The 16,742-nt window shown below is 46.5% G+C and carries 11 protein-coding genes; 9 read left to right on the forward strand and 2 right to left on the reverse strand.

What is annotated here, in order from left to right; translation table 11 throughout:
• Positions 1-113: 113 nt before the first annotated feature.
• The 7 genes from nikC (at position 114) to MHH25_RS06575 (ending at position 12,297) form a co-directional block, all read left to right on the forward strand.
• A complete protein-coding gene (nikC, locus tag MHH25_RS06545; protein WP_340019532.1) occupies positions 114-1,013 on the forward strand; it encodes a nickel transporter permease in 900 nt (299 codons plus the stop codon).
• A gap of 686 nt (positions 1,014-1,699) precedes the next feature.
• Complete coding sequence (locus MHH25_RS06550) at positions 1,700-2,596, forward strand: IS110 family transposase (RefSeq protein ID WP_340018721.1); 897 nt, start codon at positions 1,700-1,702, stop codon at positions 2,594-2,596.
• Between the two features lie 1,359 nt (positions 2,597-3,955).
• Positions 3,956-5,836 carry a molecular chaperone HtpG gene (htpG, locus tag MHH25_RS06555; protein WP_340019533.1) on the forward strand — a complete coding sequence of 627 codons (1,881 nt, stop codon included), beginning with the start codon at positions 3,956-3,958 and terminating at the stop codon, positions 5,834-5,836.
• A 683-nt stretch (positions 5,837-6,519) separates the two neighbouring features.
• On the forward strand, positions 6,520-7,935 hold the full coding sequence (gene dgt, locus MHH25_RS06560; RefSeq protein ID WP_036668883.1) for a dGTP triphosphohydrolase: 1,416 nt from the start codon (positions 6,520-6,522) through the stop codon (positions 7,933-7,935).
• Positions 7,936-7,977: 42 nt separating this feature from the next.
• Positions 7,978-8,982 (forward strand): MsnO8 family LLM class oxidoreductase, encoded by a 1,005-nt coding sequence (locus MHH25_RS06565; protein ID WP_340020461.1) that lies wholly within the window; start codon positions 7,978-7,980, stop codon positions 8,980-8,982.
• Between the two features lie 285 nt (positions 8,983-9,267).
• Positions 9,268-10,980, forward strand: coding sequence for a methyl-accepting chemotaxis protein (locus MHH25_RS06570; RefSeq protein ID WP_340019534.1), 1,713 nt, complete (start codon positions 9,268-9,270; stop codon positions 10,978-10,980).
• Between the two features lie 339 nt (positions 10,981-11,319).
• Positions 11,320-12,297: an RNA methyltransferase gene (locus MHH25_RS06575; protein ID WP_340019535.1), complete on the forward strand. Its 978-nt coding sequence runs from the start codon at positions 11,320-11,322 to the stop codon at positions 12,295-12,297.
• Between the two features lie 130 nt (positions 12,298-12,427).
• Here the strand turns inward: MHH25_RS06575 and MHH25_RS06580 are convergent, their stop codons facing one another.
• Entirely contained in the window at positions 12,428-13,384 is a 957-nt protein-coding gene (locus tag MHH25_RS06580) for a D-2-hydroxyacid dehydrogenase (RefSeq protein ID WP_340019536.1), read from the reverse strand.
• Between the two features lie 207 nt (positions 13,385-13,591).
• On the opposite strand from MHH25_RS06580, the gene thpR reads away from it, so the two are divergent.
• Positions 13,592-14,194, forward strand: a complete 603-nt coding sequence (gene thpR / locus MHH25_RS06585; protein WP_340019537.1) for an RNA 2',3'-cyclic phosphodiesterase — start codon at positions 13,592-13,594, stop codon at positions 14,192-14,194.
• 130 nt (positions 14,195-14,324) lie between these two features.
• The gene (locus tag MHH25_RS06590; protein ID WP_340019538.1) at positions 14,325-15,182 is read left to right on the forward strand and encodes a cell wall hydrolase; all 858 of its coding nucleotides are present in this window, start codon (positions 14,325-14,327) and stop codon (positions 15,180-15,182) included.
• Positions 15,183-15,457: 275 nt separating this feature from the next.
• On the opposite strand, the gene MHH25_RS06595 is transcribed toward MHH25_RS06590, so the two are convergent.
• Positions 15,458-16,672, reverse strand: coding sequence for a glycosyltransferase (locus tag MHH25_RS06595; RefSeq protein WP_340019539.1), 1,215 nt, complete (start codon positions 16,670-16,672; stop codon positions 15,458-15,460).
• Between the last annotated feature and the right edge of the window lie 70 nt (positions 16,673-16,742).

The raw sequence follows: 16,742 nt of genomic DNA on the forward strand, positions 1-16,742 counted from the left end.
AATAAAATCTGGGGATAACAGCGATCAGAAGATGATACTGCAATCGTAGTGCTTGAGTGTAATAGAACTTGTTGATCTTTTGTTATATTCATATCCAAGAAAGGAGACACCGCATGGTCAAATTATCGACCAATACCGGACCATCCCTTGACGTTGCGTCGGCGAGCACATCCGGTCCATGGCGGGAAGCGTGGAGAACGTTTCGGAAAAATCGGCTTGCGCTTGCAGGCCTGATTATTATCGTATTTTTTATCCTGTTGGCCTTCCTTGCGCCATACATCGCACCTTACGATTACAAGGAACAGGTGCTGGTGGATCGGCTTCAGGCCCCTTCGGCAGAGCATTGGTTTGGTACTGATGATCTGGGGCGTGACGTGTTTTCCAGAGTGCTGCATGGGGCGCGTATTTCCTTGTGGGTGGGCTTTTTCTCCGTCATTGGTTCCATTATCGCGGGTACGCTGCTTGGTCTCATTGCCGGATTTTATGGAAGATGGGCGGACATGCTTATCTCGCGTTTATTTGATATCTTGCTCGCCTTTCCGGGGATTTTGCTGGCCATCGCCATTGTGGCGATATTGGGCCCGTCTTTGCAAAATGCACTGCTCGCCATCGCCATCGTGAACATCCCGACCTACGGAAGATTGGTGCGTTCACGGGTACTCAGCTTGAGACAGGAGGAATTCATTACGTCGGCACGGACACTTGGAGCTGGCAATGGGCGAATCTTGTTTCGCCACATCTTGCCCAACAGCCTTACTCCGCTGATTGTGCAGGGTACACTTGGAATTGGGACGGCGATCATCGAAGCTGCTGCGCTCGGATTTCTAGGGATGGGCGCACAACCACCCGATCCCGAATGGGGTAAAATGCTGTCGGACTCCCGTCAGTTTATACAAAAAGCACCGTGGACACTGATCTTCCCCGGCGTTTCCATTATGTTGACCGTTCTCGGCTTCAACCTAATGGGCGATGGCCTGCGCGATACCCTTGATCCTAAAATGGCGAAAAAGTAGAATTATCAAACTCAAACTCAAACCGTAACTCTGACCGTGACCGTGACCGTGACCGTGACCGTGACCGTGACCGTGACCGTGACCGTGACCGTGACCGTGACCGTGACCGTGACCGTGACCGTAACTTGTAACCCAAGCTCGAACTCAGACTGCAATTTTGATTGAAACTCTAGCTCTGCAAGCCTAACTTCTTCTGTAACGCAGCATGCGTGCCAAAGGCAACGTTAATACTAACCGTAAGCACTAATTTTTATCACAATCCTATCTGAAGCTGTAACGCCAACATTTGCTTCGACTCTAACGAACTCGGGAGACCTTATTGTACGATTTCCAGCCAATTTCCCAGTCTAGCTATGATGAACGTAACCGCAAAAAATAGCCCTCCATATTGCTGCACATCGTAGGTTAAAATGGACAGTAAGAAGACCACCATTTCAGAGCTACACAGCAAAGGAGAGCTATCCCTATGAAGTCTACCACAAAATTCATTGGTTTAGATGTATCCAAAGAAAAAATTTCTGTCGCTATTGCTGACGAGGGTAAAGACAAGCCGCGGTATTACGGTACCATTGCTCATGCGCCTGCTGCCTTACGCAAACTCATCAAAGAGTTGGGTCCGGCAAGCTCCCTCTCGTTTTGTTATGAGGCTTCCTACAGGATACGAAACCTACCGCTGGATCGAATCCATGGGGGCCCATTGTGTCGTCATTGCCCCTTCACTCATCCCCAAACGCTCCGGCGATCACGTGAAAACCGATCGACGGGATGCCGAGCAACTGGCACGTCTGTTCCGTGCAGGCGAGCTTACGCCGATTTACGTTCCAGCACGTGAAGATGAGGCGCTTCGTGAATTGGTTCGGGCACGCGAATCGGCAAAAGAAGATGCTCACCGGGCTCGTCAACGCGTGCTCAAATTTTTATTGCGTCACCAGATCCATCCGCCTGAACAAATCAAACGTCGCTGGACGAAAAAATATCGCGTATGGCTTGGACAACTGACCTTCCCGAATGCGCCTATGCAGATTGCGTTTACGGAGTACCTTCATGCCATGGACGAGATCGAGCAACGCATCGGTCGACTGGAAAAAGCCTTGATTGAAGAGGCAGCGACCAGTTCCAAAGCCGATTTGATTCAGATTTTACAGTCTCTGCGTGGCATTGGATTTCTCACGGCCGTCACGCTTGCTGCGGAGATCGGTTCCTTTGCCCGGTTCCGTTCTCCTGCTCAGCTCATGGCTTACTTGGGCCTGGTTCCGCGTGAGCATTCGTCTGGAGTCCGTACCCAACGAGGCTCGCTCACCAAAGCGGGAAATGGACGATTGCGTCGCACCTTGATTGAATCGGCATGGAGTTACCGCCATCGGCCTGCGATTAAAGGGGACTTGGCCCGCCGTTTGGAAGGTCTGCCTGCGGACATACAGCTCATTTCATGGAAAGCCCAGGAACGGCTGCACCGAAAATTCCGCCGTTTAGTTTATGGATTAAACAAACACAAAAATGTCGCGGTCACCGCGGTGGCCAGGGAACTGACCGGGTTCATTTGGGCGGTCGCCCGAACGTTGGAGCTACCGAACGCTCAGTAATCTGTTATTCATCTTGAAGAGACGGATGGTTTAAAAGGAAAAAGGGGAAAACTCCGGAGCCTTAGGCCCGGGAGTTCATGGAAGGTTCAGGAGAGAATGTACGAGGTTCGTTTGCACTAGGCTTTTAATGGGCTGAACGTGCGTGGCTAGCTTGTAAAAGCTCTCCTTGACGAAGGCATACCATGTGGTAACCAACCCACGGATAGCAGCGTGCCAACCGTCGCTCGCATATGGACTCCCGCGCTTAGGGCTTCGGGGAAAAGCAGCTTTTTGTGATGGACTTGACAAAAACGTTCATAGCAACGAACCTCACACACTCTATTTTGTGAAAAACCTGCCAAAAGTTTCAAAAGGTTGGCTAAAGTCGAGAAATAGCGTGTCTACGATTCGTTAGCTTACAAAAACCTCCCAAAAAGGCCAATTAACGCCTCTGAGATTCGTTAGCGCGTGACTGTCATACTGCTCAAGACATTCAAGCAACCACAATACCAAGGTACCAACATACCAAAGTACCCATATAACCTACATCAGTCTCAACACAGTAAGACCGAGGATACTCCAAGGTACATTAAATGAATATGTTTTAACGCTATCTACTATATCAACAGACACAATAAAATCTTTCCCCATGCCGATTCGAACTCTGGTTCGAGTCGGCTTTTGTTTTACCTGCGGGATTACGGTAAAATGATTGGTGATGTGCAAAAGTTAAAGAGTTATTCGATCTTTTTGTTAAAATAAGCGCTTACGTATTGACACCCAATTTTCCCATATGTTATATAAAAGGAAGGGTTTAGCACTCCGATCATTAGAGTGCTAACAAATGATGTTTTCAATACACGCTTACATATGGAATGATTCTGTTTTGGGAAATAGATATTGAACCTGAGTAGAACATGCGAAGCCAAGGTATGCAACAGACTTGAAGCAAGATTCCACGTTTAAGAGATATCACTTCATTGATGTCCTTTATCCTAAAAAATCAGTCGCTGATCAGATGCAAAAGTAGTGCAGGGGACGAAATCGATTTGGAGGAAGCAGAGCGTTCGCCTAAAAGCTTTCTGAAAGAAAGCTGCTACGGAAGCATACGCTATCACCGGATTTCTCCCTTTTAAAAAGGGAATCAAAGAAATATGGGGATAACAGCGATCCGAAAAACGATTCGTAACCGCAACGGCTACATTGCAGAACGTCGTGCACTTATTTTTACAATGAGCCAGTTAGAAGTGAATCACAATATCTGTGGACTAGAGCGATCAAAGGTTTTTGAGTCTACTAATGGCCGCAGGATTATCTCAGTTACTTTCTATTTTCAATCAAATCATTCGATATCCCAATTTGAAAGGAGTCCAACCACTCATGGCTAAAAAAGAATTCCAGGCAGAATCCAAACGTTTGCTGGATATGATGATCAACTCCATTTACACCCAAAGAGAAATCTTTTTGAGAGAATTGATCTCCAACTCCAGTGACGCCATTGATAAAATTTATTACAGAGCACTTACGGACGATTCGCTCGTTTTCAACAAAGAGGACTACTTCATCAAGCTTACGATTGACAAAGAAAACCGCACGCTCACACTGACGGATACCGGAATCGGGATGACGCAGGAAGAGCTGGAGAACAACCTGGGGGTTATCGCGAAGAGTGGTTCCCTGGCGTTCAAGAAAGAAAATGAAGCAAAAGACGGCCACAACATCATTGGACAATTCGGGGTTGGTTTCTACTCGGCATTTATGGTGGCGGACAAGCTGGCCGTAACGAGTAAAACGCTGGGCAGCGACGAGGCTTGGAAATGGGAGTCCGAAGGCGCGGATGGTTACACGATCACACCAGCTGAGAAAGACTCCGTAGGTACAGAGATCGTCCTGACGATCAAAGAAAATACCGAAGAAGATTCGTATGACGAATTTTTGGAAGAGTACCGCCTGAGATCCATCATCAAGAAATACTCCGACTTCATTCGCTACCCGATCAAGATGGATGTAACGGGTCAACGTCCAAAAGAGGGCACGGAGAACGAGTTCGAGGAATACCAAGAAGAACAAACCGTGAACAGCATGGTGCCGATCTGGCGTAAAAATAAAAGCGAATTGACTGAAGAAGACTACAATAACTTCTATATGGAAAAACGCTACGGTTTTGACAAACCGCTTAAACACTTGCATATTAGCGCAGATGGCGCTGTGGTATACAATGCAATCCTGTTCATTCCGGAAAATACGCCGTTTGATTACTATACCAAAGAGTATGAAAAAGGCCTCGAGCTTTACTCCAACGGTGTATTGATCATGGATAAATGCGGGGATCTGTTGCCAGATTACTTTGGATTTGTCAAAGGTATGGTGGATTCCGAAGATCTGTCCCTGAACATCTCCCGTGAGATGTTGCAACATGACCGTCAGCTTAGCCTGATCGCGAAGAACATTAAGAACAAAATCAAGAGTCAACTGCAAAGCCTATTGAAGGACGAGCGTGAGAACTACGAGAAGTTCTACCAAGCGTTTGGACGTCAGTTGAAATATGGCGTATACAGCGATTATGGTGTGAACAAGGATACATTGCAGGATCTGCTGTTGTTCACGTCTTCCAAAGAGAGTAAACTCGTGAGCCTGGACGAATACGTCTCCAGAATGCCGGAAGATCAGAAGTACATCTACTATGCATCTGGTGAGTCCATTAGCCGTATTGAGAAGCTGCCACAGATCGAGGGTGTTCTTGAGAAAGGGTACGAAGTATTGTACTTTACCGATGACATCGACGAGTTCGCAATCAAGATGATCACGAACTACAAGGAGAAAGAATTCAAATCCATCTCCAGTGGTGACCTGGGCATCGAAGATAGCGCAGACAAAGAAGAAACGGACGCTCAGGACAACGACAACAAAGAGTTGTTTGAAGCAATGCAAGCTCAATTAGCGGGTAAAGTTAAAGCGGTTAAAGCTTCCAAACGTCTCAGAAGCCACCCGGTATGTTTGTCCACTGAAGGTGAGCTGACGATTGAGATGGAGAAAATCCTGAAAGCTATGCCGAATAGCGAAAACGTACAAGCCGACAAAGTGCTGGAAATCAACGTGAATCACGATGTATTCAAATCGTTGAAAGACGCTTTCGCGCAGGATCAGGAAAAACTGAACCTCTACACTAGCCTCTTATACCACCAGGCATTGTTAATCGAAGGATTGCCAATTCAAGATCCAGTAGAGTTCACCAACGATATCTGTAAGGTGATGGTGTGAAAATCCTTCGTACAAGGGTGCGATAATATCCTTGATGCAAAAGTTCATGTAGCTTCAAGAGTAGACTGCGTGAACATTAAGTTTAGTAGCTAAATCGCAACGCTGCATCCACCATATTCATCCGACAGGGCATTTCCGTCCTGTCGGTTTTTGTTTTTTACCCACAACGGGGAGGGTGCAGGGGAGGCATACTATCATTGAAACAAATGATGATATTTTCTAAATTGAACTTGATTTTCACTCGATTTTAGCGAGCTGGATGATGAATACCATTATGTAATTTAAGGACGCAAAAGTAGTGAAGGGGACGGAATCGATTCTGAAGAAGCGAAGCGCTCGCCTTTGTCTCCGGGTTTTTCCCTTAATAAAGGGAATTCAGAAAACCTGGAGACAACAGCGATCAGAAGAACGATCCGTAACCGGAACGGCTACCTGGTGTCACAGTGAGTACTTATGGTTGTTCTGCTATGGGAGCGAGCATATGTGAATAATGAGTTCAATTTTTAATCATTATCATTTAGATGCACGGATGATAGTCTGGCAGGGTATAATAAGAGAAGATGACTGTTCATTACAAGTTGATGTAAGAAGAGATGACAATCGCAGACAGGTTTTACTTTTCGAAACCACAGATGTTGTGTATAATCACTCAAAATAGAGACAGTCGGCTAGGAGTGATCCCCATGCAATGGAACGATCTGAGAGAACATAGACAATATCCTGAATTAACCAAATTGGATGGATCTCGTGCAGCGTATGAACGGGACTATTCGAGACTCATTCATTCACCGACCTTCCGTCGGCTACAGGGCAAATCGCAGGTGTTTGGCGCAGGAACGGGTGATTATTATCGTACTCGCTTGACCCATTCCCTGGAGGTGGCACAGATTGCCCGAGAGGCTGCCCGAAGTTTGATTCGCCGTTTTCCTGAGGTGGACTGGGACCGCGCGGACAACCCCGGCCTTATTATTGATTCAGAAGTGGTGGAGTGCGCTGCAATCGCACATGATTTTGGTCACCCGCCGTTTGGACATAAAGGTGAAGAAGTATTAGATGGTATTCTGGATGACCTCATCAACACCGAGGCTAAGAAAATCATGAAAAAAAGCCGCAACGCCAAAGTTCCCAAGGTCGAGTCTGAAGTCCGTGCCGAGTTAAAACGGAAATACGAGCATTTTGAAGGCAATGCGCACAACTTCCGTCTCATTATGCACTTGGAGAAACGTGAAGATATCGATGGACTGAATCTGTCTGATGCGGTATTACTAGGGATAAACAAGTATCCGTACCCTGGGACAGAGAGCAAAAAAGGCATGTATCATCATGAGTGGCAATATATTCGGGAGATCCGTGATCGCTGGAACGTACCGGCGGGCAAGAAGACGCTGGAAGCACAGCTGATGGACCTTTGCGACGATATTGCGTACTCCTCACATGACTTGGAGGATGGCATCAAAGCAGGCAAAATTGAAGTACATGAGCATTTCCTGCAAGATCCGCATGTGAATCGACTGATTGTGGATAAAATTACAACGCTGGAGGATCTGTTCTGGAACGGATGGACCCGAGAAGCGATTGGGCAAAAGGTAGAAGAGGTCCTCGCTTCGTTCCTGCGCATCTGGAATGAAAAGATGCCGTTCTGCGAGCATGATTACTCGCGTACCCGCCGTGAGGTGAAAGCCTACTGGGTGAGCTTTTTTGTAGGCAGTCTGGGCGTTATTGACGACGGTGACTGGAAGAAGGTAACCTTTGTCCGTGAAGGGGCTGAAGACCTCGACATGCTGCGTACGGTGAGTGTGCTCAAGAGTTTTGCCTGGGTGACCATGATTCGTGACCTGCGTGTGCAGCGGCTACAGAAGCGAAGTGAGTGGATGATTAAGCGATTATGGGATGCATTCCTCGATCCGGAAACGTCCAAATCCATTATTCCATCCGACTGGCTGCAGCGGTATGAGAAGGATCAAGCCAAAGCCCAGCCGATCTGGACTTGGGAACACATGGTGATCGATTATATCGCAGGAATGACGGATGCATTTGCCGAGAAAATATATAATGAACTCTACGGTCTGAAGGTGGGTTCGATCTACGATTTGGATTAAAATTAACCGATATAAAGGGAGATGAGACGCGTGGCTAAGCGAATGAGTGAGACGTTCAGTCTGGGCGTACTTGACCTTGTGCCAAGGTTAAACGATGCCACAGCGGAACAGGCGCTTCACCAATCGGTGACACTTGCGCAACATGCCGAGGCTTGGGGATACGCCCGATACTGGACGTCTGAGCATCATGATATGGCTGAACTGGCATCGGCCTCTCCCGAAGTACTGTTATCGCACATCGGAGCAAGGACAACAACGATCCAACTTGGCTCTGGTGCGGTCTTGTTGCCACACTATAGCCCACTCAAGGTTGCGGAGTCGTTCCGCCTGCTGGCTGCGCTCTATCCGGGGCGCATTGAGCTTGGGCTCGGACGTGCTCCTGGCGGTGGACCTCATGCCACGATGGCACTCAGTGGCAATTACTTGCAGCATGTGTCCAAGCTGCCTGAATCGCTCGCAGCACTCACAGAACTACTAGAAGACCGCTACCTGTACGAGGATCATTCCGTGACAGCTCGTCCGATTCCCAAGCTTCCGTTATCACTCTGGATGTTGGGAACTAACGTGAAGAGTGCAGAATTTGCGGCACGGTTTGGCATGGGATATGTCTTTGGTCAATTCATGAGTGATGCAGATGGTACAGAGGCTGTAAGGCGATACCGAGAAGGATTTATGCCTAGTGCAACGATGAAGGAGCCTGAGGTTATGGTGGCAGTGAGCGTATTGTGTGCCGAGTCAGAGACGGATGCTATGGCCTGGAGTCGTGACATGGCGGAGAGGCGCAAGCTGGATGGGAAAGAACATTCAACCGAGTCGAATTCAAGCGGTATCGCGGGCTCTGACACGAATGATGAAGCCGTTAGTGATCAAAATGAATCGGTACGGCACTATGCAGGTACACCTGAGCAGGTATGGGCTCGATTGCAACAGGTGAGTCGCAGGCTGGATACGGAGAGGTTGCTTCTGGTTACGGCAGGACCAGATTATGAGCGCAGGTTGGATTCATATCGATTGCTGGCTGAGCATAAGACAGCAATACTGAACTAGGCTGATCATTTTATGATGTTAGCCGTTGAAATCCGAACAAACCGAAGAGCTGCAGATCGGGACTTTACCGTATGCTGCAGCTCTTCGGTTTGGACTTTGTCAAGATTCAACAATTTTTTACAAAACCAAGCATCTTAATGACAAAATAATGTTATAATACTTTACGTCTATTTTCCTATCGATATAATATAGAGAAGTTCTTTTGACAAGAGGTCAAAAGAAGGGGAAAACAATGACATAAGCACCTGAATTCGGGATGACCGAAGAGGTCAAGGGGGAAATCATATGTTCAGCAGATTCAAGATCAAGAGTATCGGTCTGCGTATCAGCATCGCGTTCTACTTGTTAATCCTCTGTTTAATTATTTTGAGTGTCACGATTGTCACCCGGATGAATTCAATTGAAACCAACACTAATGAAATTACGAACAATTGGATGCCATCAATCCAGCAAATTAACCGGTTAAATTATACTACAGAGCATGTCCTGTCACTAAGTTATCGTCACTTTGACGCGGAAGAAACAGACAAGGTATTTTTGTCAGAAGAGCGTACCAAGTATATTCGTGAAACGACGCAGGCGATTAAAATCTATGATCAGCAGGAGAAGTCTGCGGAAGAGCTCGAACACTGGAATGCGTTCAAGAACAAATGGGAAGCGTATCTCAAGATTAATACGCAATCGATCAAGCTGAGTGATGAGGGTCAGACACAGCTGGCGAAGGAAGTAGCTGATAAAGGTGCTGATTCCTTTGACACCATGCAAGTCGATCTTGATTATCTTGTGGAATACAATCAGGAACAATCCAATCTTGCGGCGGCCCAAACGATCAGATCAGTGCAAGATGGTAGATTAATCATCATTATTGGTGTTCTTGTCATGATTGCCATTACAGCGATCAGCATTCCGATTATTCGTTCACAGGTCGTGAAACCACTGCTACGTGTCATTAGTGCGGTGAAACTGATTGCAGAAGGCCAATTGAATGTTCAGGACATACATACCAAACATGAGGATGAAGTTGGTGTTCTGGCCAAAGCGGTGAATGACATGAAAGGTAACCTGACTTCCATGGTTCTGAGCGTTAGACGAATTGCGGAAGCTGTTAATCTACAAAGTGGGGAACTGGCAATATCCTCAGAAGAGGTTAAGATTGGTAGTCGCCAGATTGCTGTGACCATGGAAGAGTCAGCCAAGGCCGCAGAGAGCCAGGCAGAGACAGCCGTGGAATCAGCCCGTACGGTTGAAGTGTTGAATGATCACATTCAGAATCATACGGAACAAGGTAGCCAGCTACGCGTCATGTCGGATCTTGTACTGGAGCAAGGGTTGAATGGTCGCAAGGTGATGGAACAATCCGTGCAGCAGATGCAACAGATTTCCGGTTCGGTCTCTGCTTCAATGAACAAGATGGAACGATTGAATCGTAAAAATGAAGATATTTCCAAGCTGGTTCAGGTCATTCATGACATTGCACGCCAAACCAATCTGCTGGCATTAAATGCCTCCATTGAGGCAGCGCGTGCGGGAGAGAGTGGACGCGGATTCGCCGTAGTGGCATCAGAAGTGAGGAAGTTATCTGAGGCTGTGCAGACTTCGGTTGAAGAGATCACGGCGATTACCGAGGATATTCAGCAGGAGTCACAAGGGGTGGTTGCGGAATTACGTACGAACGTTCAGGAGACCGAACTGGGTCAGGAACATGTGCTTACTTCAGGTCAACTCTTCCGTACAATTAACGAATCGGTGGAAGGCATGGTTGGTGTCATCAGTACTATGACAGATGGACTGGCAGGCATGCAGGAAGCAAGCGGAAGAATGAATGATTTCAGTCAGCAGATTTCCGCTGTTTCGGAACAATCGGCAGCGAGTGTGGAAGAAGTTTCTGCATCGGCGGAAGAACAGGTAAGTTCCATGGAGACGATTAGCGGCAACATTCAAAGTCTGAAAGGATTATCCGAAGATTTGCTTACATCTATTGAAAAATTAAAAATATAATCTTCTTATAATAGAAGAAGCTGGAATCACGCAGGCGGCTAATGGTGAGAAAGCAGTATGATATATGAGCTGTTGGCCTATAACGTTTACTGGCAAGAACGATTAGATTTCCAGTGTTATAATCTCGAAAAAAAGTAAGGCGTTCCTCAACAATGGGAACACCTTACTTTTTTTCTGTCCAAATAGATACGTGCAAGGAAATGGATAGTTGTCTAGGGGCCTAACATTGTATACAATGACTACCTGAAAGCAAACGTATGAGTCGTATTTGATATGTCTTCAATGAGCTTACTGTTTATATAGAAGAAACATGATTAATGAAGGAAGGAGAGGGGGATTTTGCCTGATGAAACACTTGGTATGTACGCTACTTCTGGGAAACACCTCTATACCTTTGCTTGCCACGAGAATGAGCAAGAATTATGCATGCTGGAGCTGAATACGCTACTTGAACCGAGTTCGGAGATCCGTATGGATATGGGGTCGTATGTGTGGTCTGAACGATGTATTCCACCTGGACGCAGTCCTTTTATCCATGGCAGACTGGACGTGATCGGCGAAGGGAGCAGCGTGACTGATCTGCTTCCTATTGCCAGAGATATTTCTCTGTTGCCAGAAGAGACATTTAAGGTAGTTTGTCTAAAAGAAGGGGATCAAGCCCCTGATTATGCACAGTCTCGTCAACTGGAAAAAGAAGTTGGCATGTGCATTAAAGGCAAGGCACAGATGAAACAACCTAAGGTGACTTTCGGCCTAATCCGAACAGGAGAAAAATGGATCTTGGGCCAGTGGACAGAAGCGGATCGATCATGGCAGATTCATCGGCAGAAGCCGCAAAATTACTCAACTGGATTTGGCATCACGCTTGCGAGAGCGCTGGTTAATATTGCTGTTCCGAGAGTAGAAAATCATCGATTGCTTGATCCATGCTGTGGTATGGGAACGGTTGTGATTGAGGCTTTATCCATGGGAATTGATGCAAAAGGTAACGATCTCAATCCGCTGGCTGTCCGAGGTGCGCGAATCAATCTGCCGCATTATGGATATGATTCAGATCGAATCACACTTGGGGATATGAATGAACTGCAAGATTTGTATGATGCGGCAATTCTGGACATGCCCTATAATCTCTGCTCTGTACTTCCGGATGCTGAGCAACGAGCCATGCTGGAGAGTTTGCGCAGATTGGCAAAACGGGCGGTGATTGTTTCCACAGAGTGGGTAGAAGAGCACTTGTTGGAAGCGGGATGGGCTGTAAAAGAGTACCGAACAGTACACAAAGGCACGTTTATACGTCATATTTGGCTGTGTATGTAAGCGTAAAAAAACAAAAACGCTACCTCTAAGGGAATTTAGATTTCCCAGAGGTAGCGTTTTTTATTGCGTACATATCCATTGATATCGTTGATCTGATTTGCACAATATTGCATGGGAACGGGTGTTTGTGTTAATATTTATGACTATAATCCACAAGGTTCACCGGCAGGGTATCGCCAGCGACGTAAGCTTCCAGATTTTTGACGAAAATATCGACTGCTCGATCCGCGTATTGCTCTGTACTTCCTGCGATATGAGGCGTAATTAACACGTTGTCCATGCCCCATAGCGGGTGGTCTGCCGGAAGAGGTTCTTCTTCGAACACGTCCAGTGCGGCGAAGGCAACTTGGCCGTTTTGGAGTGCATTCAGCAACGCTTCCGTTTTCACACTGGGGCCACGGCCCACATTGACGAAGCAGGCACCGGATCGGAACTGCTCAAATGCAGTTTGATCATATATATGTTTGGTTTCATCGGTTAGCGGTAAAATGTTAATTACATAATCGCCCTGGCTCAAGGCTTCATGTAAACCGGTCATGTCGTACATTTGGTCCACATTGGGGACATCCTTACCTGAGCGGCGAACTCCGATCGTGCGCATGCCGAGTGCTTTGAGAATACGGGCTGTTTCCGTACCGATCTCACCTACACCAACGATGACCGCTGTTTTGCCATGCAGTTCCGGCAGTGGTTTGGCAGGAGCTTTCCATTCGGCCTGCTGTTGATGCAGCATAGCTTGTCTCAGCCAGCGACTGTGGGATAACATCATGCCCAGAATAATTTCGGTGATTGGAATCGCGTGAACTCCATTTGCACTGGTGATCTGAACGTTCTTTTGTTGCAAATCTGCGAAGGGGAGATTGTCCACACCAGCAGACCAGACCTGAACCCACTTCAACAGGCTGTCCTGTTTCAATGCATGTTCTGTGACGAGTGGGGACCAGCCGAGAATAATCTCAGCTTTTTTCAACTCAGCGGGGTCCAATTCCTTGGCTTTTCCGAATTTCAGGGTGTATCCCGGTGCAGCATTCCGAATGCGTTGTTGCTGTTCTTCGGATAGAGATGGAAAACATACAATTTTACCCATAATGTGTGGTCCTCCTGAGATAAATAGTTTGATGAGTTTGATAATTAAAGTGTATCAGATTTGGTGTTGGATGTGCATTAAGGTGGGAAATGCAGGAATCTAGCCTTATTTGCAAATGGTTATATTTGTGTCACTCTATACTTACCCAACTTGAAACGATATGTATAGTTATGAAATAATAGAGCGAACTTTAGAGAGGTGTATGCAATGAATAACCAATCACATCAGGATCATTCATCCCGACGGGAAAGATTGTTTGTAGCCATTCGTCTTCCTGTTGCTGTTCAGCAGTCTCTTCAGATGGATGTGAGGCTTGTACAGAACAAGCTAGATTTTCGTAAATGGACAGATCATAGAGATTATCATATAACCTTGCAATTTCTGGGGGATACGTTAGTTAGTGACATCGGGCACCTGCGAAAAGCATTGCGCTCAGCAGCAAGCGGATTTCAGCCGTTTGAACTTCAGCTTTCCGACTGGGGCACATTTGGACTTGAAGAAGCACCTAAGGTGCTTTGGAAAGGTGTTAGCGGAGAGCTAGAGCACTTGTTTTCATTGCAAAAACAAATCGTGCAGGCGACTTCGCCCCTTGGGTATGAAGCTGAATTAAGACCTTATGCTCCCCACATTACCATTGCCAGAAAATATCTGGGACAGCTTCCAGGTAATGAAAATAAAGGGGTATCTGGAGTGCTTCCGGAACATTCCCCAGGTGTTAATTCATGGATGGTGGAGGACATTGTACTTTATGTGACAAGGCTGGGACAATCGCCAATGTATGAGGTCGTGGATACGTTCACTTTTTCCTGATAATCATTTTTATGCCATAAAATCACATTGACATAACGTTTATCCCTATGTAATATTAGCCATCGTTATTCAAATTCTTTTTTTTGGGTTACTTAGTTAAGGGAATTGTTTCGACAGGAGGAATCTTCGAATGAACATTATAAGCAAAAATCGTTGGGTAGCACCGATGTTATCAGTGCTGCTTGTATGTATAGTGGGGGTAAATGTCGTTCAGGCGACGGGGAAGTGGAATGAAGCTAGTGATAGTAAACAGATGACCGAACTTACGGCTTCTGTGCAAAATAACCAAACATCTACGCAAGAAGAGAGGCGCATGATGGAAGATGGGACAAGTCTGTCCTCTAATCTGTCTGCCCAAACCGTAGCGTGGACTGAATCTCTGCCAGCGAAGAACTGGCTTACGACTGCTCAAGAAGAGCAGGAACTGCAAGAAGCCAAGGCCAAGAACAAAGCTAGAGCGGTAGCTACGGCCAAAGCCAAAAAAGAAGCTGCACTGAAATTGGCCAAAGTGAAACGTGCCAAAGAAGTCGCTGCTGTAACAACTCCCCCCCAAAAACTATACTTTACACGGACCAAACTTCTGAACCAGGAAGACTCGAAACTTGCAACCTGGTCATACAGTGTGTCCGATAAAGAACTGCATCTGCTACAAAAAATTGTCATGGCAGAAGCGGAAGGTGAACCGTACGAAGGCAAAGTGGCAGTTGCCAATGTTGTCTTAAACCGGCTACGGTCAGCCAATTTTCCCGATACCATTTACAAGGTCATCTATCAGAAATCCCAGTTTAGTCCTGTAGCGAACGGACGTATGAAACGTGTGGTTCCCAACGAGGACAGCATCAAAGCAGTGAATGCTGCGTTGAATGGGAAGAAGGAAGTTGCCGATGATACGTATTATTTTTTATCATTGACGCTTGCCGACGATCTGACAGTTGCCCGCTCGCAGAAAAAAGTAAAAACGATCGGTCATCATACTTTTTACAAGTAATTGACCCGTAAATTCTGCAAACAGGCAGGGTAGTTAACTGTGTGTGCATCACACCGCCCTTGAAAAAGCCTGAATCGTAGTTTTATTTCGTTATTTAAAAATATCGTTATACTCTAAATTACCCTTTTTTCTGCCAAATCATACGGTGGAATGAGTGAAAATAAAAGAAGGTTCCCTTCCAAAAATTCGGAAGGGAACCTTCTTTGTATATGGTGAGCAATTGTCTTGTCCCCAATAACACCTCGTCAGAGCTGTTCTATAGGTCCATAGAGGCGTCAGAATGGTATTCTGGTACCTGACAAGGACGTGGCAGTAATTCCGGCTGTGAAGCGCTCCAGGGAGGTTGTTGTGACTTCGGCTGTCGTCGGAAACAATAAGTCATGAACAGCTTGAGCACAGCACTTCGGATCATAGACCGAATGGTTACCAGAAATATGCGCTACGTTCAGCGGGCTTTCAGTTTGAGTAGATGCCTGCTCCACTAGTTGTCTGAAACGATTGGTGATCACGTCCGCAGAGTGAATGACCTGGCCGTATCCGGCTTGTACAAAGTATTCACAGTTCTCTTCCTCTTGACCTGCAATCGGGGGAATAAACAACATCGGTAGACCCTTGGCCAGCGCTTCAGTGCAGGTCATGCCACCTGGCTTCGTAATCAGCACATCGGATACATCCATCAGTTTGCTTACTTCCCGTGTGTATCCCAGAATACGAATATTCGGATGCTGGAAGCAAGGCATTTCCTTCATTTTTGCGATCATTTTTTCATTGCTTCCTAGACAGAAGATCAATTGAACACGATCTGCCCAAGACGTGAGAGCTTTCATATGATCCTCATCAAACGAAAGTCCCCATCCGCCACCCATAAGTAGCGCTGTAGGCATGTTCTGAAGCCCCATCTCTTCCCGTAGCTTCACCTTATCTCCTGCTTCCCAGAAGTCTGGATGCACAGGGATTCCCGTGACCTGAATATGGGAGGGATCGACACCCCGGATCTCAAGCAATGCTTTGACCTGAGGGGTAGAGACCAGATATTTGTTCACTTCCGGATTAATCCATGTTCCGTGCACGTCATAATCCGTCACGACCGTATAGAGCGGGATATTCAGACCCTGGCGTTTGAGCCGGGAGATGACAGCATTCGGAAAAGGATGGGTACAGATCACCGCATCGGGTTTCAGTTGGGATACGACCTGTGCCGTCTGTGTATAGAAAATTCGGTGCAACGCCAGCTTGGTAAAACCATTTAATGATTTATTGTACTGTGTGCGGTACAACAGGCTGACCAGTTTGGGTTGAACCGATAGTGTCTTTCGATATGCAGAGAAAATTAGTGGAGCTACCGTTGGGTTCAAAAATTTGCCTAGTTCAATGACACGACTGTGAACATGTGGACTGACTTTTTTGATGCCATGTGCCAGCGCATGAGCGGCCTGAGTGTGACCGGTACCGAAACCTTCCGATAATAAGAGCACTCTTGGTTTTCGCATGAGTTCACCTTTATTCATAAGTTTTAATTCAAAAAGAAGATATTCATTGTTTATTCTAGCTATGGAATGC

The sequence above is a fragment of the Paenibacillus sp. FSL H3-0457 genome (assembly GCF_037981725.1).
Lineage (GTDB): Bacteria > Bacillota > Bacilli > Paenibacillales > Paenibacillaceae > Paenibacillus > Paenibacillus amylolyticus.